Raw genomic sequence first — 19,545 nt, 5'->3', positions numbered from 1 at the left:
AGGCCTCGACAGCGCCACAATCACTGGACAGCTTGGTGTCATGATGCGTTTTTCGACCGGAATTCTCGCCGCCTCGCTGTTATCTTCAGTTTCGTTGGCACAAGATCCTGCAGACCTGCTGCGGGCGGATGATCCCAACGCGGTTGATCCGGAAGCGGAACAGATCGACCCGCGCCTTCTGGGCGATTACGAGCTGTCCAGCGAGCCAGGTGACGTTGTCGTTTTGCGTGGTCTCGACAAGGTGACGGCGCGCACGCGTGATTTCGAGATTGCTATCGGTGAGAGCTATGAATTCGGCGCGCTCATTGTGACGGCGCAATATTGCCGCCGCCGCCCGCCGGAAGAAACGCCGGAAACCTACGCTTTCCTCCAGATCCAGGATCGCCGCACGGACGGTTTTGGAGTGGATACGGAAGGTGAGACCATCTTCTCCGGCTGGATGTTTGGCTCACGCCCGGCACAGAACCCGCTGGAACACCCGGTTTATGATGTCTGGGTGCTTGATTGCAGAACGTCGGATGCCGACGTATCTGCGGGCATCGAGTAGAAATCTCCCACACCTTCCAGCGCTTCGGTCAGTCGCTCGTGATACTGCTCGCGGGTAATCGTGACCACGCCCAGCGTTTCCAGGTGCTCAGTCGTGAATTGTGTGTCCAGCAGGGTGTAGCCACCCGCTCTCAGGCGCGCGACAAGGTAGACCAGGGCGATCTTTGAAGCGTCAGTTGCCCGGCTGAACATGCTCTCGCCGAAAAAGGCGCGGCCGAGGGAAACGCCATAAAGCCCGCCCACCAGCTCATCATCCTGCCAGGCCTCGACCGAATGGGCGTAACCATCCCGTCTCAGTTCTGAGTACAGGCCAAATATCCCGTCATTGATCCAGGTTTCCTCGCGCCCGGGCGCAGGTGTCGCGCAGGCTTCGACGACGCGCTGGAACGCCGTGTCGAAAGTGATGCGATAGGGTTGCTGTTTGACCTTGCGCTTTAAACGCTTGGAGACGTGCAGCCCGTTGAGGGGCAGCACGCCGCGTTCATCGGGATCAAGCAAATAGATGCGCGGGTCATCGCGCGAGTCCGCCATTGGGAAGACACCGCGCGCATAACAGTCGAGCAGTTCGGCTGTGCCGAAGACCCGCATCGCATCCTTTCCGGCGTTTGCCTAGCGGTCAGCCAGCCAGTCTTCCAGCCAGCGGATATGGTAGTCGCCATTCACAAATTCGGCCTCTTCAAGCAGGTCCAGGAAGAGCGGGGTCGTGGTTTCAACACCGCCGACAACCATTTCCTCCAGCGACCGGCGAAGGCGCAGCAGAGCTTCTTCGCGGGTACGGCCATGGACGATCAGCTTGCCGATCAGGCTGTCATAATAGGGCGGAATGGAGTAGCCGGCATAGAGGGCACTATCTAGGCGCACGCCCAGACCACCTGGTGCATGGAAATCCGTGACCTTGCCCGGAGACGGCGCAAAGGTTTTCGGGTTCTCGGCATTGATCCGGCATTCGATCGCCCAGCCTCGGAACTTGATGTCCTCCTGGGTGATCTCCAGCGGCGCACCGTCAGCAACGCGGATCTGTTCGCGCACCAGGTCGATACCGGTGATCATTTCGGTGACCGGATGTTCCACCTGCAGGCGGGTATTCATCTCGATGAAATAGAATTCGCCGTCTTCCCACAGGAATTCGATCGTGCCCACACCGCGATAACCGATGGCACCGATGGCCTTGGACACGGTTTCACCGATCTTGGCGCGATCTTCCGCGTTCAGTGCCGGTGAGGGAGCTTCCTCGAGGATTTTCTGGTGGCGACGCTGCAGCGAACAATCGCGCTCGCCCAGGTGCACAACATTGCCATGCGTGTCAGCCAGGATCTGGATCTCGATATGGCGCGGGCGACCGAGATATTTCTCGATATAGACCGTGCCGTCACCAAACGCCGCCGCGGCTTCGGTCGAGGCGGTATCCATGGCTTCTTTCAGGTCCGCAGCGGTCTCGGCGACCTTCATGCCGCGGCCACCACCACCCGATGCCGCCTTGATGAGGACCGGATAGCCGATCTTCTCGGCAATCGGGATCGCCTCTTCATAGGTGGCGACGCCGCCCTCAGAACCGGGCACGACGGGGATGCCGGCGTCCATGACGGTTTGCTTGGCGGTGATCTTGTCACCCATGATGCGGATATGGTCTGCCGTCGGGCCGATGAAGGTGAAGCCGTGGGCTTCAACGATCTCGGCGAAACGCGCGTTCTCCGACAGGAAGCCGTAACCCGGGTGGATGGCCTGGGCGCCGGTCACTTCTGCCGCCGCTATAATGGCGGGAACGTTCAGATAGCTCTTGCCGGCCGGCGGCGGGCCGACACACACGCTCTCGTCAGCGAGGCGGACATGCATCGCGTCGGCATCGGCTTCGGAATGGATAGCCACCGTGCGGATGCCCATCTCGCGGCAGGCGCGGTGGACACGAAGAGCAATTTCGCCGCGATTGGCGATCAGGATTTTGTCAAACATGGGCGCGCTCGCAAAAGGGGTGAGCGATTAGACGAGAATGAAAAGCGGTTCGCCGTATTCGACCGGCTGGCCGTCTTCCACGAGAAGTTCCGCGATCTTGCCGGACTTTTCCGCCGTAATCGGGTTGAAGGTCTTCATGGCTTCCACCAGCAGGATGGTGTCGCCCTGTTTCACATTATCGCCGACCTTGACGAAATTCTCGCTGTCCGGGTTCGGCTTGAGATAGGCCGTGCCGACCATCGGTGAGGTGACGACGCCCGGATGCGCGGACATGTCAGCCGTGTCCTGGGCAGCCGGGGTTTCCGGCGGGCTGGCCGGCACTGCAGCCGGAGCGGCGGCAGGGGCAGGTGCAGCTGCGACGGGTGCGGCGGCGACGGTCTGGACGACCGGGGCAGCAGTGATTTCACGCGCGATGCGCAGCTTGAGCTCACCGTGCTCCACTTCGATTTCAGTCAGTTCCTTGTCACGCAGGATCTTCGCGAGATCACGAACTAGGCGGGTATCAAGCGGTGCACCGGTTTGGGAATCAGAACTCATGGAATGGGCCTTTGATTGTCTCAGGTGTTCAGGCTTTGAACAGCGGCATCGATCCCCAGCAAGTAACTGGCCAGACCGAAACCGGTAATGCTGCCCTTCGCAGCAGCGGCAATGAAGGATTGGTGTCTGAACTCTTCACGGGCTGCCGTTTGGGACAAGTGAACTTCGATGACGGGAGGTTCTATAGCGCGAACAGCGTCATGCAAAGCGATTGATGTATGTGTGTATGCACCGGGATTGATGACCACAGCACTGCCGTTGACGTTTGCGTCATGCAGCCAGTCGATCAGCTGTCCCTCGTGATTGGATTGAAAGAAGGCGACGGGCATCCCAGATTTGCCGGCGTGAGCCTCACAGGCCTCGCGAATCTGGTCCAGTGTCAGCGCGCCATAGATTTCCGGCTCGCGCGTGCCCAGCAAATTGAGGTTGGGCCCGTTGATGATGTAGATCGGTTTCGTCATGGCCTTGCAAATCAGCGTGGGGAAGTTCTACGACGTGTCTGAACGGGGACACAAGCGAAGTGAGCGGTGACGTGATCGAATTGACGGTGAATGGCGAGACTAAATCGGTGAATACCGGCCTGTCGGTCGCTGGCCTGCTTGAGGAATTGCAGATCAATGGCCGCAAGGTGGCGGTGGAACGCAATCTCGAAATCGTCCCCAAATCGCTCTACGCGGATACACAATTGGAATCAGGCGACCGGCTGGAAATCGTCGCCTTTGTTGGAGGTGGATAAATGGATGACGCGATGACCCTGGACAAAACCGTCGAGGACAAGCCGCTGGTCGTGGCCGGGCGGACGTTCAATTCCCGCCTCATCATCGGCACCGGCAAGTACGAGACCTATGCCCAGAACGCCGAGGCGCTGAAGGCTTCCGGTGCCGAGATGATCACCGTCGCTGTGCGCCGGGTGAACCTGTCCAATCCGGACGAGCCGCGCCTGGTCGATTTCATTTCGCCGGACGACTACACTTATCTGCCCAATACGGCGGGCTGTTTCACTGGAGAAGACGCAGTGCGCACCCTGCGCCTGGCGCGTGAGGCGGGCGGCTGGAACCTGGTCAAGCTGGAGGTCCTGTCCGACCCGAAACACCTCTATCCGGACATGGCGGAGACCCTGCGGTCTGCCGAACTCCTGATCAAGGACGGGTTCGACGTCATGGTCTATTGCTCTGATGATCCGGTCTACGCAAAGAAGCTGGAAGAGATCGGCTGTTGCGCCATCATGCCGCTCGGCGCGCCGATCGGCTCCGGTCTGGGCATTCAGAACCCGGTCAATATCCGCCTCATCATCGAGCAGACCAGCGTTCCGGTGATTGTCGATGCAGGTGTCGGTACCGCGTCAGATGCGGCTGTCGCGATGGAGCTGGGCTGTGACGGCGTTCTTATGAACACCGCCATCGCCGAGGCACGAGACCCGATCCGCATGGCACAGGCCATGAAACACGCCGTTATCGGCGGCCGTGAAGCCTATCTGGCTGGACGTATGCCGAAAAAACGTTATGCCGATCCATCGAGCCCGCTGAGTGGTTTGATCTAGAATCAAGAAAAGCCCGGGTTTTGATCCGGGCTTTTCGTAGGTCCCAAAAATCGCCTACCCCGCCAGGGCGGCCTGAAGCGCTTGTTCCAGGCCCAGCTCATTGGCGCCCGGGATAACGCGGCCATCCACAATGAAGAAGGGCGTGCCGGTAACGCCCATGACCTGACCGAGCGTGCGGACCTCGCCGATCTGGGCCATCAGGGCCGGGTCCTGCATGTCTTCACGCATCTGGGCGACATCCACGCCGGCCATCTGCGCGAGGCTGTCTATCCGGCGCGACGGAAGGGGGCCGGAGGCTGTAATCATCTCGTGGTGGAAAGCGCGATAGACGTCTTCGCCCTGGCGCAGGGCGGCGAGAGCCGCCCGGGCCGCTTCGATCGAGTCGGAGCCGAGCACCGGGTATTCCTTGAAAATAATCTGGACACGGTCGCCATAACGCTCCGTCGCGCTGTCGAGCCATTCCGCGGCGATGCGGCAGTAAGAGCATTTGTAGTCGACAAACTCGACGATGATGATATCGGCATCATCCGGGCCGATCCGCGCATCGCGGGGATCGCCGTAGATGGCGTCATGATTGGCTTCAATAGCCGTATAGAAGCTGCGCATTTCGCGATCGCGGGCGCGACGTTGCAGTTCGATCAGGGCTTCCTCGATGATCTCTGGATTGGAGAGGATGTATTCGCGAACCAGTTCGCGGACTTCATCCCGCTCGGGCTCGGTCAGCTGTGCATCGGCAGGCGCCTGCTGGCAGCCGAGCAGGAATGCGGCAGCAGCAAGCAAGGCAATAACGCGTGTCATCGATCAGACCCCATAACTTAACCCGGACACCATGTAGACGACGCTCAGGGCCGGGGCGAGGGGGCGAGCACTAAATTCACAGTCAAGTCGATGTTACTACTGGGCGAAGGGTGAACATCGCCCTAAGCTTTCTCCAGTGCAAAAGAACACCATTAAGGGGAGATAGCATGAGCACACGGTTGGCCGGTAAGACGGCATTGGTCACGGGCGGTAGCCGCGGTATCGGCGCAGCGATTGCCAAGGCGTATGCAGCAGAGGGCGCTGATGTCGCGCTGAGTTACGGCGGGTCAAAGGCCGCGGCGGAAGCCGTCGCCGAAGAGATCCGCGGCATGGGTCGAAAGGCTGAGGCCATTCACTGTGATGCCGCACAGGCGGGCGCAACAGACAAGCTGGTCCGCGGCGTGGTGGAAAGCTTCGGCAAGCTGGATATCCTGGTCAACAACGCCGGGGTCTACCCGCTGACGACGATCGCCAAATGCTCCGACGAAGAGTGGGAACGCACCATGGCGATCAATCTGCGCGCGCCGTTCGAAGCCTTCCGCGCAGCTTATGAAGTCATGGAGCATGGCGGCTCCATCATCACCATTGGTTCAGTTGCAGCCGAAGCGGTCATGGCGCCGGGCATTGCGGTCTATTCCGCGTCCAAGTCCGGTGTTCAGCTGCTGGCTCGCGGCGCCGCGCGCGAGCTGGGCCGCAAACAGATCCGTTCCAATGTCATCCAGCCCGGTCCGATCGACACCGACATGAACCCGGCCGATGGCGACAAGGCGGACTTCCAGAAGATGATGGTCCCGATCGGTCGTTACGGCACGGTCGAGGAGATCTCGTCCCTCGCGACCTTCCTGGCGTCCGACGATAGCTCCTACGTCAATGCGGCGGTCATCAATGCTGATGGCGGGATGAATAGCTAGGGCAAATAGTTGGACCTGACCAAACACCCCATTCTTGTAAGTGCCGCCATGCCTGTCGGATTGATCATTCGCGTGGCACTGGAAGCATCTGGGCAGGTTGAAAGTGCGGTAGCGGTCGGGCTTGTTGGGGTCGCTATTGCATTGGTCTTTATGGCGCAGGTGTTCGTTCGCTCGAATGGACACCTGTCGTCGCCACTGCCGGGGGGCTTCGTGAAAATTGGCCTGGCAGCTTGGCCTCTGATGGTCTTCGCTCTGGTCTCGTCAGAGGTCTTTAAACCCGAGCAGGCCTATTTGATTGAAGCCTTGTCAGCGGGATTGGTATTTCTCGCTGTTCTCTTGTTGAGCGGTTTCGCCGCCATGGCGCTGGAACGCGCGGAGAAGGGTTTGGCGAACCCTTTTGCGGTCGCAGGAACGATGCTCCAGCTCTTCTTCCAGCCATTTTGCGCCGTGCGCGTTTGCCATCGCCTGCAAACCCTCGATGCGCCCGCTGTCTGGTGGAATTAAAGAATTGAGCGGTGACACGTTCATCCTTCTCCCCTGTCCCCTCGGGGAAAGTGCCCCGAAGGGGCGATGAGTGGCACGGATTTTCCCTGGCGCAGCTTTCGCTGCGCACCCGTCTCCCCTCGCTTCGCTCGAACCTCTCCCTCGAGAGGGAGAGGGATGGCGTCGTGTCACTCCACTTCGAACACGCCATCGACTTCGACAGCCGCGCCGAGCGGCAGGACCGGACAGGACACCGCTGAACGCGCGTGGCGGCCGGCATCGCCGAACACTTCGACCATCAGGTCGGAACAGCCATTGATGACTTGCGGGATGTCGATGAAATCGGCGGTCGCAGCAACAAACCCGCCCAGTTTCACCACGCGTTTCACACTGGAAAGGTCACCCTCACAGGCGGCCTTGAGCTGGGAGATCAGGTTGATGGCGCACAGACGCGCCGCGGCCTGACCCGCAGCGATATCCATATCGCCGCCCAGCGTGCCCTTCACCAGACCTTCAGCGCCAATCGAAACCTGGCCAGAGATGAAGACCTGGTTGCCGGTGCGCACGAACGGAACGTAATTGGCGACCGGGGCAACCGGTTCGGGCAGGGCGATACCGAGGTCGGCAAGGCGGGTGTCGATGGCTGACATGGGACTCTCCATTGGCATTGTTGCCCCCGCTTTAGGTCAGGCATGCGGCCCATGCAATCGTGAAGCTTGACCTGACGCGAACGTAAATGGGCATGCTGGTCTCATAGTCCCGATTCACGAACACGAATTCTTCCTGCCAGCGCGAGACGGCTACATGCTGCCCGCCCGGTGTTTTCTGCTGGAGAACGCCCGGGCAACGGTGCTGATCTCGTCGGGAACCGGTTTCCCCAAGGAACTCTATGCGCGGATGGCCCGTTTTGGCGCTGAGCGCGGCTATGCGGCCCTGATCTATGATTATCGCGGTATCGCTGGATCCGCCCCGGAGCAGATGCGCGGCTTTGATGCTGACATCATGGATTGGGCGCGCTTGGACTTTCCTGCGGCGCTGGATGCAGCCGAAGCGCTGGCACCCGGCAAACCGCTGTTTACGCTGGGCCACTCGGTCGGCGCTCACCTGCTGGGTTTTGCGGACAATGCGCACAAGGCGAAGGCGCACGGTTTCGTCACCGCCGGGACCGGCTATCACGGGGCTCATGAGCCCGGCTATCGACACAAGGCGCTGTTTTTCTGGTGGGGCTATGGTCCGCTGATGCTGGCCCTTCACAATCACATCCCGGCCGGTGGATTGTGGACCGGTACGGCCTTGCCCCGTGATGTCTTCACCCAATGGCGTCAATGGTCACAGCGGCCCGGTTATTTCACGGAATTCTATGACGTGTTGGGCGAACACGGGTTCGACAGGATTTCCGCACCCATCCGCGACTGGACCTTCACTGATGACCAGCTTTGCTCCCGGCGCTCCGCAGATGACCTATTGAGCTTCTACACTGCCGCGCCGACCGAACAGCTGCGCCTTGACCCGGCAGAGCTGGGTGCGAAACGAATTGACCATCATGGCGCTTTCAGTCGCTCCGCGAAGGCGTTCTGGAGCCTGCCGTATGACTGGTTTGACGGGTATCTTTAGCCGACCTCAAGGCCCGTCCCTTGACCACAGCATCGGTTCCAAACTTTGCCCGGGCCTTGTCCATGGCGCGTTCTGCCGTGGCCCGGCGGATGGCCTGTGGGTCTAGCAAGTCTCCACTATCGCCAACGGCATCGATCAGGCCGGAATAGCCGATGCCAATCAGACGATAGCGCGTCCCGTCTATCTCCCCGGCCAGTAATTCCCGGCCCACCTTGAACAGGGTATCGGCCAACTGGCTCGGTTCGGTCAGTGTGCGCCGGCGAGTCTTGGTCTTGAAGGTCGAGCTCTTGAGCTTGAGGGTGATGACCGTGCCGGAAATCTCCTTGGACTTCATGATGTCGGCGACTTTCACGCACAGCCGGTAGAGACGTTTCTCCAGCTCCCGGAGGTCATTGATGTCGGCATTGAACGTGGTCTCGGAGGAGACGCTCTTGCGCTCGCCGACCGGATTGACCCGCCGAGTGTCCTCTCCGCGCGAAAGACGCGAGAGGTGATAACCCATATCGCCATAACGCTGGGCCATCGCCTTGTCGCCGCGCTGGCGGATATCGTTGAGGGTGTGCAGACCATCGCGCTCCAGCTTTTTGGCAAAGGCCGGGCCAACGCCATAGATGGCGCGCACCGGGCGTTTGACCAGGAAGTCCATCGTCTCAGCCTTGCCGATCACCGCAAACCCGTCAGGTTTTTCCAGGTCCGAGGCTGTCTTGGCGAGAAACTTGTTGTGCGACAGCCCAACGGACACCGTGATCCCGACTTCTTCCCAGATCTTCCGTTGCAGCCGCAACAAGGTATGCGCTGGCGGGGCGTTGTGCAGGCGTTCTGTACCGGACAGGTCGAGGAAGGCCTCGTCGATGGACGGCGGTTCAACCAGCGGCGTCATCTCGCGCATCATGTCGCGGATCCTGTATCCTTCCTTTGTGTATTTGCCATGATCCGGCTTGATCACGACGGCGTCGGGACAGGCGGCGAGGGCCTTGAACATAGGCATGGCCGAGTGAACGCCATACATGCGCGCGACGTAACAGGCTGTGGAGACGACGCCGCGCTGACCGCCGCCGATAATGACCGGCTTGTCTTCCAGCTCCGGATTGTCGCGCTTCTCGATCGCCGCGAAAAACGCATCGCAATCGATATGGGCGATGGCCAGTGTATTCAGCTCGTTGTGCTGCAGAATGCGGCGGGAGCCGCAGGCGGGGCATTGTCGAAGATCCACCGCGACCGGTTCCAGGCAGGACCGGCAATAAGCGCCGGCGTCACTCATTCATCAGGTCCCCACAGCCAGGCCGCTCCGCGGACACCGGAACTGTCGCCGTGCTGATTGGTCACCACACGCGTCCGGCAAATGTCGGAGAAGACCCACTCGGCAAGCCGCGTTTCGACCGCTTGTGCCAGGCCCGGTGTATTGGACACACCTCCGCCCAGGACAACGCAGTCGGCATCTATGATGTTGATGACGCTCGCCAGCGCACGGCCGAGACGCGCGGCATAGTCGGCACGACTGTCGACGCATTGCTCGGAAGGGTCGGTTGCGATCTGTTCGGCCGTGAGTTGAGACGCGTATTCGTTGTTGTGTATCGAGGCCCAGCCGGGGCCGGAAAGAAAGGTTTCAATACAGCCAACACGTCCGCACCAGCATCGGGGCCCTGGAAACTCGTCCGGGCTCATCCAGGGCAGGGGGTTGTGACCCCATTCTCCGGCAATACGTTGGGCACCAGTGTGAAGCGTGCGATCCACCACGATCCCGCCGCCCACACCCGTGCCAATGATGACGCCAAAAACCGTTCGATAATCTCGCCCGGCGCCGTCGACGGCTTCGGACAAGGCAAAACAATCCGCATCATTGGCCAGGCGAATCGCTCGTCCCAATCGTGCCTCAAGGTCTGACTTGAAAGGGGTCTCATTGAGCCAGGTCGAATTGGCGTTGCGCATGAGGCCCGTGGCGGGGCTGAGCGAGCCGGGGTGGCCGATGCCGACGTGCATGGACTTGCCGATTTCTCGCTCCAGTTCGCTGACCAACTCAGTTATAGCAAGCAATCCGGCCTCATAGGCGCGCGGGGTCGGGACCCGTTTCCGGACCAGCTCGACACCCGTTTCATCAATAGCGAGCGCCTCGATTTTCGTACCGCCGAGATCGATGCCGAGCCGGATCATGATTTTGCCTTATATGCCTTTAGATATAAGCTTGTATCGCTGGCTTTGTTCTTATCTTGTTCTCCGGGGCAAGAAAAGCGCCGCCTGACTCATTGTTGGTTAAGGAAGATCGGTTTTAGTGCACGAGGGGTTCAACAAGCGCCGCAAAGGCGCAGCATCTACGGGAAGCGTGTCGTCGCTATGCTGCAGGTCATGCCGAAAAAGGTCCTGATCGTCGAAGATAACGAGCTCAATATGAAGCTCTTCAACGATCTGCTTGAGGCTCATGGGTATGAGACCTTGCAGACCAAGGATGGTTTCAAGGCGCTTGAAATGGCGCGTGAACACACACCTGATCTCATTCTCATGGACATTCAGCTTCCGGAGGTCTCTGGCCTGGAAGTGACGAAATGGCTCAAGGAAGATGATTCCCTGCAGACGATTCCGGTCGTCGCGGTCACGGCCTTTGCCATGAAGGGCGATGAGGAACGCATTCGCAAAGGCGGCTGCGAAGCCTATCTGTCCAAACCCATCACCGTCTCCACCTTCATTGAAACGGTTCGCCAATTCTTGGACTAGGGGGTAGACGATGAGTGCCCGTATTCTTGTCGTCGATGACCAGCCTGCCAACGTCCGAATGCTGGAGGCGAAGCTCCTTGCCGAGTATTTCGACGTGTGCACGGCCGAGAACGGTGTTGATGCCATCGATCTCGCTCGCCAGGAACAACCCGACCTGATCCTGCTCGACATCATGATGCCTGGCATTGATGGTTACGAGACCTGCCAGCGCCTGAAGGTCGATCTGCAAACCCGCCACATCCCGGTCATCATGGTCACAGCGCTGGATCAGCGCGAGGATCGCATTCGGGGTCTGGAATGTGGTGCTGATGATTTCCTGACCAAGCCGATCGACGATGTCACCTTGTTTGCACGCGTACGCAGTCTGTTGCGTCTGAAGGCCGTGCTGGACGAGTTGCGCTATCGCGACCAGGGCGGGGCGCTTGCCGGTATCGTGGCTGACCCGGTCGAGCTGGATGCCCAGCCCGCAACCGCGCTTGTCGTCACCAGCGAGGAACGTAGCGGCAAACGTTTTGCCCGCGCTTTTCCGGACGGAATTGACGCAGACTACGAGCTGGAGCCCGCCTCGGCAGTCAAGCGCATGCAGAGCGGTATCGATCTGATGTTGCTGGACCTGACCTGTCCGACCTTTGACGGTTTGCGTGTGTGTGCTCGCATTCGATCCGATACGGCGACACGTCAGATTCCGATCGTCGCCATCGTCAACCCGGATGACGTCAAGATGGCCGTGAAGGCTTTGGAGCTGGGTGCAAATGACATTGTCTACCGGCCGGTAGATGCCAGCGAGCTCGCTGCGCGTGTGCGGACACAGCTGCGTCGCAAACGTTATGCGGACAAGCTTCGCAATCGCCTGGATGAGAGCCTGAACATGGCGATCACCGACGCGCTGACAGGACTGCACAATCGTCGTTTCATCGAATCGCGTCTGCGCCAGGCGGTCGAGAGCGCGAATGCCGGTGGAGCACCAGTTTCCGTGCTTTTGCTGGATATCGACTATTTCAAGCGCATCAACGACACGCATGGCCATGAGGCCGGAGATGTGGTGCTGAAAATCTTTGCCCAGCGCATTACCGCACAATTGCGGGCGCTGGACCTAGCTTCGCGTTATGGCGGTGAGGAGTTTGTGATTCTGATGCCGGGCTCTGGTCTGGCCGAGGCCGAGCATGCCGCCGAGCGCATTCGCCGCAGTGTCTGCAGTGAATTGTTCAAGCTGTCGGACGAGCTGGAACTGCCGGTCACAGTCAGTATTGGCCTTGCCCAGGCATCGCCGGGAGAGCCGATGGAATCGCTGTTGCGCCGGGCCGATGCCGCGCTCTATGAGGCGAAAACCGATGGCCGGAATCGAGTTCAGGCCGCAGCATGAGCTGCAGCCTGATACGAAAACAAGTTAAGCTTTAACAGCTTACTTGATTTTGCCTTCTTTGAACTCAACGTGCTTGCGGGCAACCGGATCGTACTTTTTCAGCACGAGCTTCTCGGTCATGGTGCGCGCGTTTTTCTTGGTTACGTAGAAGTAACCGGTTCCAGCCGTGGAGTTCAGGCGGATCTTGATCGTTGTTGGCTTCGCCATGGCTCAAAAGTCCTGGTTCATCGCGCACAAACGGCCCCATTGCCGTCGCGAGAGCGCGCGAACATACTCACGCGGGGCTGAGTGTCAACTCTTGGCACCGCCAAAAACTGTACGCAGCGACACAACAATGACATAGGCGCCCGTAATCCCGGCGAGAACAGCGAGCAGGCCCCAGGGGCCAACCGCGTCCATGGCCAGCCCTGCGGTCGGCGGGCCGACCAGTGATCCTACGCCATATGCAAAGATGAAGGTCGCGTTCGCGGTGGCAATTGCTCCGCCGGTGAAGCGTTCACCGAGGAGGGAGAGACCGACCGTGTAGAGCCCGCTGACGACGCCGGACTGCACAAACAGGATGGGCAGAAGCAACAGGGTGTTGTTGCCGGCAAACCCGGCCAGCACAGACGCAAATGTTGCGATGACAGCGATCCAGAGCAGGGTCAGGCGACGCGATGTCCTATCCGCAACCCAGCCGATCGGGAGCTGGAATACGATGGCTCCCAGGGCCACGGCAAGGACCATCAGGCCGATCATCGTGTGCTCTAGCCCGATGTTTTTGCCATACACCGGCAACATGGAATAGAGCAGGGTCTCCGTCGCACCGAAGGCCAGACCGGCAAGGATGGCGCTGGGCGCGATCATGGCGGTCTTGATCAGGCTCGACAGCGAAGTGGATTCCGCATCCGGCGCTGTGGCCTGTGGGCCCTCCAGGAAAAGAATCGGAAGGGTGCCGGCCAGGAAGATGAAGGCACCCAGATAAAAGGCTGTGTCGCCGGCACCGTGCAGTGCGGAGAAAAGCAGGCCGCCAATACCGAAGCCGCCGGAAAGTGCCGTGCCATAGACACCAAGCATCAGGGCGCGCCTGTCCGGTGAGACGATCTGATTGATCCAGCTTTCCGAAATCACGAAGATCACGGTCATGAAACAGCCGATCAGAAAACGCAGCAGGAACCACATCAGCACGACCGGAAAAACCGGCAGCAGTGTGAACAGGCCCGCCGCGCCGACCAGTGAGAGCACGAGAAGCCGACGCGGCGCCAGCAGCGCCATCAGGCGGGGAACCAGCGGCGCGATCACAAGGGTCGACAGTGCTGCAGCAGCGCCATTGAGCCCGACCATCAGGCCGGAGCCGGTCATTTCTTCCAGGCGCAGCGAAATCAGTGGCATGGACAGGCCGAAAACGATGCCACAAACCGCAGCACAACAAATGGCTGCGATCAACGAACGATTGTTGGCGAAAGCCTTGTCAGTGAAGAAATGCGCTGTGGACATGCCCCAGCTATAGGACCGGGCAGCACGCTTGTCCTAGAAATTTTCACCCTGCATGCGCGAGCGGGTCAGATATCTTCCACCAGCATCTTGCCGTGACGTGCCCGGAAACAACGCACGGGCTGGGGCTCGGGCGGTTGGACGCGCAGCAACTCCTCCAGCACGAAATGCGTGACGATGGGCAGGTCAAGTTTCTTGGCGTCCGGGAAGGCTACCCAGTGAACATCTTCGAGTTCCTCGCTGGGTACCGGCGCGCGCTCATCGGCCAGTGCAGATACGTCTGCGGTGAAGAACCAGGTGTCAAAGCGGCGTTTGCGTCCCGGAGGCGTGATGGCGCGAGTGATGAGGCGCAGGGCGGAGAGGTCCGGCAAAAGGCCATCGCGCTGGAAGGGCTGCCAGTGCGGATGGCGCGAGCGTGTCGCGCCCCGGGCGGCGATGAGCAATCCGGTTTCTTCCGCGGTTTCGCGGACGGCAGCCACGGCAGCAGCCCGCGCCCGGCGTTCCGGGAGGTGTTTCTGCATTACGTGAAGCGGTTCGCTGGCCAGGTCAGCGGCAAGCGGTGCTGTATTGTCGGCACGGTCCACGCGTCCGCCCGGAAAAACGTATTTATTGGGCATGAAGACGTGTCTGGACGACCGTCTGCCCATCAAGACTTCAAGATTGTCCCGGTCGCCGCGGGTCAGGATCAGCGAGGCTGCGAGACGCGGGCGGATCGCCGGCAGTTTCCTGTCATGGCTCTCATCGCTCATCGCCGCTTGCCCTTCTTCCAGGGACGGCCACCACGCTTGGGGGCATGACCCGGTCGGCCGCGGCCGCGATTGCGCCGGTTCGGACGAGGACCCGGTTCCGGATCGGTGAGCATCTCCAGCAGGAGCCCGCCCGTTATGGGCGTGGCCTCTTCGATACGCACCTTCACATTCATGCCCAGGCGATAACGTCCGCCGCTTTCCATGCCGACCAGGACATGGGTGGCCTCGTCATGTTCGAAGCGTTCATGACCAAGGGTGGATACAGGGACCAGACCGTCGGCGCCGGTCTCGGCCAGGCGCACAAAGGCACCAAAGCGCGTCAGACCGGTGATACGACCGTCAAACTCGCCACCGACCCGTTCTGCCAGGTAAAGCGCGATGAAACGGTCCACAGCATCGCGCTCTGCGGCCATGGCGCGGCGTTCGGATTGGGTGATCTCGTCCGCGATGGAGGCGAGGCGACTACGTTCCTCGTCGCTCTGACCGTCATTGCCCAGGTCCAGCGCCCGGATCAGCGCACGGTGCACCGTCAGGTCGGCATATCGACGGATGGGTGAGGTGAAGTGGGCATAGCGGTCGAGGTTGAGCCCGAAATGGCCAGCATTGTCGGTTTCGTAGACAGCCTGGCTCTGGGAGCGCAGGACGACCTCGTTGACCGTTTCGTAGTGCTCGGTCCCCTTGGCCTGTGCCAGCAATTTGTTGAAACGGCCGGTCGCCGGTTTCTCGCCACGTACCCATTTGAAGCCGACCGTCGGCAGGAAGCTCGCCAGTCCATCGATTTTTTCGCGCGAGGGCTGTTCGTGAACGCGATAGATCAGCGGGGTGCGCTTCTTCTCCAGGCTTTCTGCCGCACAGACATTGGCCTGGATCATGAACTCTTCGATCAGCTTGTGTGCATCGAAACGCTCACGGACCTGGACACCGAGGACTTCACCGCTCTCGGACACACGGACACGTCGTTCCGGCGCATCAATCTCCAGCGGTTCGCGCGCGGCGCGGGCCTTTTGCAGCGCCTCATAGGCGCCCCAGAGGGGTCTGAGGACGACGTCCAGCAATGCCATGGCCTTGTTCGAGCCACCGCCTTCGATCGCGTCCTGCGCATCTGTATAGGCCAATTTGGCAGCCGACTTCATCCAGCCCCGGATGAATTTGTGGGACTTCTTGCTGCCATTGCGGTCAAAGACCATGCGGACGGCCAGGCAGGGGCGTTCTTCCAGCTCGCGCAGGGAGCAGAGGTCGTTGGACAGGCGTTCCGGCAGCATCGGAATGACCCGGTCAGGCAGGTAGACGGAATTTCCGCGCTTGTAGGCGCCGCGATCCAGCGAACCACCGCTTTGCACATAGGCTGCGACGTCCGCGATGGCCACCATCACGACCCAGCCGTCCTTGTTGCTGGGATCCTCGTCCGGCGCTGCCCAGACAGCGTCGTCATGATCCTTGGCATCGTCGGGGTCGATGGTGATCAGAGCCAGATCACGCAGATCGGTACGATTGCCCATACTGGCGGGCTTGATCGCCTTGACTTCCTGCAGTTCAGCCTCGGAGAAGCCTTGCGGGACGCCGTGTGCATGCAGGGCGATCACACTGCCCGCGCCGGCGCTGTCTGCATCGCCGAGCACTTCGACAATCTCGGCAGTTTTCAGGCCGAAGCGGCGCTCCTTGGCGATCCGGCACAGCACCAGCTCGCCATCAGCGGCTTTCTCGCCTTCGCCCTTGGCCGGAATGAGTTCATGGCGGGAGCGACGGTCCACCGGCAGGAGACGGGCATAACCCTTCTCGGGCTTGCGCATCACACAGAGAATGCGGTGGGCGCTCTGGCCCAGCTTCTTGAGCATGCGGGCTTCATAACTGCCGTCTTCCTGTTCGGCGAGGCGCACAAGTGCCTTGTCGCCAATACCGACGGCGGTTTCACCCTTGCCGCCAGCCCCTTCGCCGGGAGCGAGGCGGATAATCGGTGCGCCGCGGTCTGCTCGCGCGGGTTCGGCCAACAATTCGCCATGCTCATCGCGCCCGGTAATGACGACGACAGTCACTGCCGGCAAGGCGCCGGCGAGAACATAATTCTTCTTGTTATCGCGGGAGACGACGCCTTCATCCTCGAGCAGTGCGAGCTGTTCCTTGAGATGACGTTTCTGGTCGGCGCCCTTCAGGCCGAGCGCGCGAGCGAGTTCGCGCTTGCCGAACTGGCCTTCACCCGCCTTGATCGCCGCGACAAGGCCTTCGCGGGTAAATCCGGCCAGCTTCGGATCAAGATCGCTCACGACTCGCTGTCAGCCTTCTTGGTCGACTTCTTGGCCGGAGCCTTTTTCTTCGCGGGCGCTTTTTTCTTGGCAGCGGTCTTCTTCTTGGCCGCCGGCTTCTTCTTGCCGCCCTTGGCCGCCTTGGCCTCGACCAGCTCCATGGCCTGTTCCAGTGTCACCGATTCCGGCTCGGTGCCCTTGGGCAGGGTGGCGTTGATCTTTTCGTACTTTACATAGGGGCCATACCGGCCGCTCATGATGCGGACGGGTTTGCCGTCATGTTCGCCCAGGTCCTTCAGCGCGGTGGCGGCAGTGCCGCGACGGCCGGGATTGGCGCGTTTGTCTGCGATGACGGATACGGCCCGGTTGAGGCCGATCTCGAAGACCTCCTCGACATTGGCGAGGTTCGCATAGGTCTTTTCGTGATGGACGTAGGGACCATACCGACCGATTGCCGCGGTGATCGGCTGGCCGTCATCCGGGTGATCACCGACCAGGCGCGGCAGGCTCATCAGCTTGATGGCCTGGTCCTCGGTCAGGGCGTGCGCGTCCCAGCCCTTCGGGATGGATGCCCGCTTGGGCTTGTCCTCACCCTCCAGCTCCATCTCCAGATACAGGCCGAAACGACCGTCTTTCAGCGTGATAGGCTTGCCGCTCTCCGGATCGATCGCGATCTGGCCATCCCCCTCGATGACGCTGTCGGCGTCCTGCGGGCTCATCTGGCGTGTGAACTTGCAATCCGGGTGATTGGAACAACCCAGGAAAGCACCGAACTTGCCGAGGCGCAGGCTCAGCGTGCCTTCGTTACAGGACGGGCACAGGCGTGGATCGCTGCCGTCTTCCTTTTCCGGGAAGATGTGCGGGGCCAGGGCTTCATTGAGGGCGTCCAGGACATTGGTGATGCGAAGCTCGCCAATCTCTTCGACCGCCGCCTTGAAGTGTGTCCAGAAGTCACGCAGCAGCTGTTTCCAGTCCAGATCACCGGCAGAGACCTTGTCGAGCTGACCCTCCAGGTCCGCGGTAAAGTCGTATTCGACATAGCGGCTGAAGAAATTCTCTAGGAAGGCAATAACCACGCGGCCCTTGTCCTCCGGGTGGAAACGGTTCTTGTCCATGCGGACATAGTCGCGGTCACGCAGCACCTGCAGCGTGGAGGCGTAGGTCGACGGGCGACCAATGCCCAGCTCTTCCATGCGCTTGACGAGAGAGGCCTCGGTAAAGCGTGGCGGCGGCTGGGTGAAGTGCTGGTCTGAATAGGTCTTGGCAGCGTCGGCGGCAGCGCCTTGCTCAACTTTCGGCAGGCGCGCTTCGCCTTCATCCTCTTCGTCGTCGCGGCCTTCCTGGTAAAGCGTCAGGAAGCCATCAAACATCAGCACGGAACCCGTGGCGCGCAGGCCGGTCTTGCCGTCGTCGGAGGTGACGTCGATCGTCGTGCGTTCGAAACGGGCGCTCTCCATCTGGCTGGCAACGGCACGGCGCCAGATCAGCTTGTAGAGACGGGCCATGTCGCCGTCCAGGTCCATATTCTCCGGCAGGCGGGAGAAGCTGGTCGGGCGGATGGCTTCGTGCGCTTCCTGGGCGTTCTTGGCCTTGGAAGAATACATGCGCGGCGAGGCCGGCACATAGAGCGAACCGTGCTGGTCGCCGATCACATCGCGCGCCTGGCTGATCGCCTCGGGCACCATGGAGACACCGTCGGTACGCATATAGGTGATCAGGCCAACCGTCTCACCGCCGATATTGACGCCTTCATAGAGTTTCTGCGCCGTCTGCATGGTGCGTGTCGCAGAGAAACCCAGCTTGCGCGCGGCTTCCTGTTGCAGGGTGGATGTCGTGAAGGGCGGCGGCGGATTGCGACGTGTCGGCTTGGCCTCGATCCCGGAAATGGAGAGGCTGGCAGAATTGATCGCCTCGACAGCGGCATTGGCAGAGGCGCGGTCCTTGATCGATAGCTTCTGGAGCTTCTTGCCGTCCAGCGTGACCAGCTTGGCGCGGAAGCTGCTGCCACAGGTCGTGATATCGGCGTCGACGGTCCAGTATTCCTCGGCCTTGAACTTCTCGATATCCAGCTCGCGGTCACAGATCAGGCGCAGGGCGACGGACTGGACCCGGCCTGCCGAGCGCGAACCGGGCAGCTTGCGCCAGAGCACCGGCGACAGGGTGAAGCCGACGAGATAGTCCAGCGCGCGGCGGGCCAGATAGGCATTGACCAGTTCCATGTCCACGGCGCGCGGATGGCGCATGGCTTCCTGGATGGCCGGCTTGGTAATGGCGTTGAAGGCAACACGCTCGACGGTGACATTCTTCAGCACGCGGCGCTTGGTCAGCGCTTCCAGCAAATGCCAGGAAATGGCTTCGCCTTCGCGATCCGGGTCAGTCGCCAGGATGAGCTTGTCGCTTTCCTTGACCGCATCGGCGATCGCCTTGACACGTTTGGCCGACTGGCTGTCGACCTCCCAGGCCATTTCGAAATCCTCGTCCGGCTTGACCGAGCCATCCTTGGGCGGAAGGTCGCGGACATGTCCGAAACTGGCCAGTACGGTATACTGTGAGCCCAGGTATTTATTGATGGTTTTTGCCTTGGCAGGCGATTCGACTACGACGACGTTCATCGGTGATTCCAGGCCGGATG

At 60.7% G+C, this 19,545-nt stretch carries 21 protein-coding genes; 8 read left to right on the top strand and 13 right to left on the bottom strand.

Annotation, left to right across the window (positions count from 1 at the left end):
* Nucleotides 1–40: 40 nt before the first annotated feature.
* Entirely contained in the window at nt 41–547 is a 507-nt protein-coding gene (locus JJ889_RS14165) for a DUF2155 domain-containing protein (RefSeq protein WP_291896221.1), read from the top strand.
* Here the strand turns inward: JJ889_RS14165 and aat are convergent.
* The 4 genes from aat to aroQ are packed head-to-tail and all read right to left on the bottom strand — an operon-like array spanning nt 484 to nt 3,494.
* Entirely contained in the window at nt 484–1,134 is a 651-nt protein-coding gene (gene aat, locus JJ889_RS14160; RefSeq protein ID WP_291896220.1) for a leucyl/phenylalanyl-tRNA--protein transferase, read from the bottom strand. The two genes, JJ889_RS14165 and aat, sit on opposite strands and share 64 nt — an antisense overlap.
* Nucleotides 1,135–1,155: 21 nt before the next feature.
* Nucleotides 1,156–2,496 carry an acetyl-CoA carboxylase biotin carboxylase subunit gene (gene accC, locus JJ889_RS14155; protein WP_291896218.1) on the bottom strand — a complete coding sequence of 447 codons (1,341 nt, stop codon included), beginning with the start codon at nt 2,494–2,496 and terminating at the stop codon, nt 1,156–1,158.
* A gap of 27 nt (nt 2,497–2,523) precedes the next feature.
* A complete protein-coding gene (accB, locus tag JJ889_RS14150; protein ID WP_291896216.1) occupies nt 2,524–3,033 on the bottom strand; it encodes an acetyl-CoA carboxylase biotin carboxyl carrier protein in 510 nt (169 codons plus the stop codon).
* Between the two features lie 20 nt (nt 3,034–3,053).
* Entirely contained in the window at nt 3,054–3,494 is a 441-nt protein-coding gene (aroQ, locus tag JJ889_RS14145; RefSeq protein WP_291896214.1) for a type II 3-dehydroquinate dehydratase, read from the bottom strand.
* A gap of 59 nt (nt 3,495–3,553) precedes the next feature.
* On the opposite strand from aroQ, the gene thiS reads away from it, so the two are divergent.
* Together thiS and JJ889_RS14135 are read left to right on the top strand one after the other, a co-directional pair.
* Nucleotides 3,554–3,769, top strand: a complete 216-nt coding sequence (thiS, locus tag JJ889_RS14140; RefSeq protein ID WP_291896212.1) for a sulfur carrier protein ThiS — start codon at nt 3,554–3,556, stop codon at nt 3,767–3,769.
* Nucleotides 3,770–4,573 (top strand): thiazole synthase, encoded by an 804-nt coding sequence (locus tag JJ889_RS14135; RefSeq protein ID WP_291896210.1) that lies wholly within the window; start codon nt 3,770–3,772, stop codon nt 4,571–4,573.
* Between the two features lie 54 nt (nt 4,574–4,627).
* Here JJ889_RS14135 and JJ889_RS14130 read toward each other — a convergent pair whose 3' ends face one another.
* A complete protein-coding gene (locus JJ889_RS14130; protein ID WP_291896208.1) occupies nt 4,628–5,371 on the bottom strand; it encodes a DsbA family protein in 744 nt (247 codons plus the stop codon).
* A gap of 167 nt (nt 5,372–5,538) precedes the next feature.
* On the opposite strand from JJ889_RS14130, the gene JJ889_RS14125 reads away from it, so the two are divergent.
* Together JJ889_RS14125 and JJ889_RS14120 are read left to right on the top strand one after the other, a co-directional pair.
* Nucleotides 5,539–6,282, top strand: coding sequence for an SDR family oxidoreductase (locus tag JJ889_RS14125; RefSeq protein WP_291896206.1), 744 nt, complete (start codon nt 5,539–5,541; stop codon nt 6,280–6,282).
* Between the two features lie 9 nt (nt 6,283–6,291).
* Nucleotides 6,292–6,786, top strand: a complete 495-nt coding sequence (locus JJ889_RS14120) for a hypothetical protein (RefSeq protein WP_291896204.1) — start codon at nt 6,292–6,294, stop codon at nt 6,784–6,786.
* A gap of 167 nt (nt 6,787–6,953) precedes the next feature.
* Here JJ889_RS14120 and JJ889_RS14115 read toward each other — a convergent pair whose 3' ends face one another.
* Nucleotides 6,954–7,415 carry a RidA family protein gene (locus JJ889_RS14115; RefSeq protein WP_291896202.1) on the bottom strand — a complete coding sequence of 154 codons (462 nt, stop codon included), beginning with the start codon at nt 7,413–7,415 and terminating at the stop codon, nt 6,954–6,956.
* A gap of 154 nt (nt 7,416–7,569) precedes the next feature.
* Here JJ889_RS14115 and JJ889_RS14110 point away from each other — a divergent pair, with 154 nt between their 5' ends.
* On the top strand, nt 7,570–8,379 hold the full coding sequence (locus tag JJ889_RS14110; protein WP_291896200.1) for an alpha/beta hydrolase: 810 nt from the start codon (nt 7,570–7,572) through the stop codon (nt 8,377–8,379).
* Here JJ889_RS14110 and JJ889_RS14105 read toward each other — a convergent pair.
* Nucleotides 8,318–9,640 carry a DNA polymerase IV gene (locus JJ889_RS14105; protein ID WP_291896198.1) on the bottom strand — a complete coding sequence of 441 codons (1,323 nt, stop codon included), beginning with the start codon at nt 9,638–9,640 and terminating at the stop codon, nt 8,318–8,320. The genes JJ889_RS14110 and JJ889_RS14105 overlap by 62 nt on opposite strands.
* Nucleotides 9,637–10,530: an ROK family protein gene (locus tag JJ889_RS14100; RefSeq protein ID WP_291896197.1), complete on the bottom strand. Its 894-nt coding sequence runs from the start codon at nt 10,528–10,530 to the stop codon at nt 9,637–9,639. Before JJ889_RS14100 ends, JJ889_RS14105 begins: the two co-directional genes overlap by 4 nt.
* 192 nt (nt 10,531–10,722) lie before the next feature.
* Here JJ889_RS14100 and JJ889_RS14095 point away from each other — a divergent pair, with 192 nt between their 5' ends.
* The gene (locus tag JJ889_RS14095; RefSeq protein ID WP_291896506.1) at nt 10,723–11,088 is read left to right on the top strand and encodes a response regulator; all 366 of its coding nucleotides are present in this window, start codon (nt 10,723–10,725) and stop codon (nt 11,086–11,088) included.
* Between the two features lie 10 nt (nt 11,089–11,098).
* A complete protein-coding gene (locus tag JJ889_RS14090) occupies nt 11,099–12,451 on the top strand; it encodes a PleD family two-component system response regulator (protein ID WP_291896195.1) in 1,353 nt (450 codons plus the stop codon).
* A gap of 39 nt (nt 12,452–12,490) precedes the next feature.
* Here JJ889_RS14090 and rpmG read toward each other — a convergent pair whose 3' ends face one another.
* From rpmG to topA, 5 genes are all read right to left on the bottom strand, one after another.
* A complete protein-coding gene (gene rpmG / locus JJ889_RS14085; protein ID WP_009800672.1) occupies nt 12,491–12,658 on the bottom strand; it encodes a 50S ribosomal protein L33 in 168 nt (55 codons plus the stop codon).
* A gap of 84 nt (nt 12,659–12,742) precedes the next feature.
* A complete protein-coding gene (locus tag JJ889_RS14080) occupies nt 12,743–13,927 on the bottom strand; it encodes an MFS transporter (RefSeq protein ID WP_291896183.1) in 1,185 nt (394 codons plus the stop codon).
* Between the two features lie 65 nt (nt 13,928–13,992).
* Entirely contained in the window at nt 13,993–14,673 is a 681-nt protein-coding gene (locus JJ889_RS14075) for an NUDIX domain-containing protein (protein WP_291896181.1), read from the bottom strand.
* A complete protein-coding gene (rnr, locus tag JJ889_RS14070) occupies nt 14,670–16,934 on the bottom strand; it encodes a ribonuclease R (protein ID WP_291896179.1) in 2,265 nt (754 codons plus the stop codon). The genes JJ889_RS14075 and rnr overlap by 4 nt, the downstream gene beginning before the upstream one ends.
* Complete coding sequence (gene topA, locus JJ889_RS14065; protein ID WP_291896177.1) at nt 16,931–19,525, bottom strand: type I DNA topoisomerase; 2,595 nt, start codon at nt 19,523–19,525, stop codon at nt 16,931–16,933. The genes rnr and topA overlap by 4 nt, the downstream gene beginning before the upstream one ends.
* Nucleotides 19,526–19,545: the final 20 nt, after the last annotated feature.

The sequence above is a fragment of the Maricaulis sp. genome (genome assembly GCF_017643475.1).
In the GTDB taxonomy this organism is placed as follows: domain Bacteria; phylum Pseudomonadota; class Alphaproteobacteria; order Caulobacterales; family Maricaulaceae; genus Maricaulis.
This window is presented reverse-complemented; position numbering and strand designations above follow the sequence as displayed.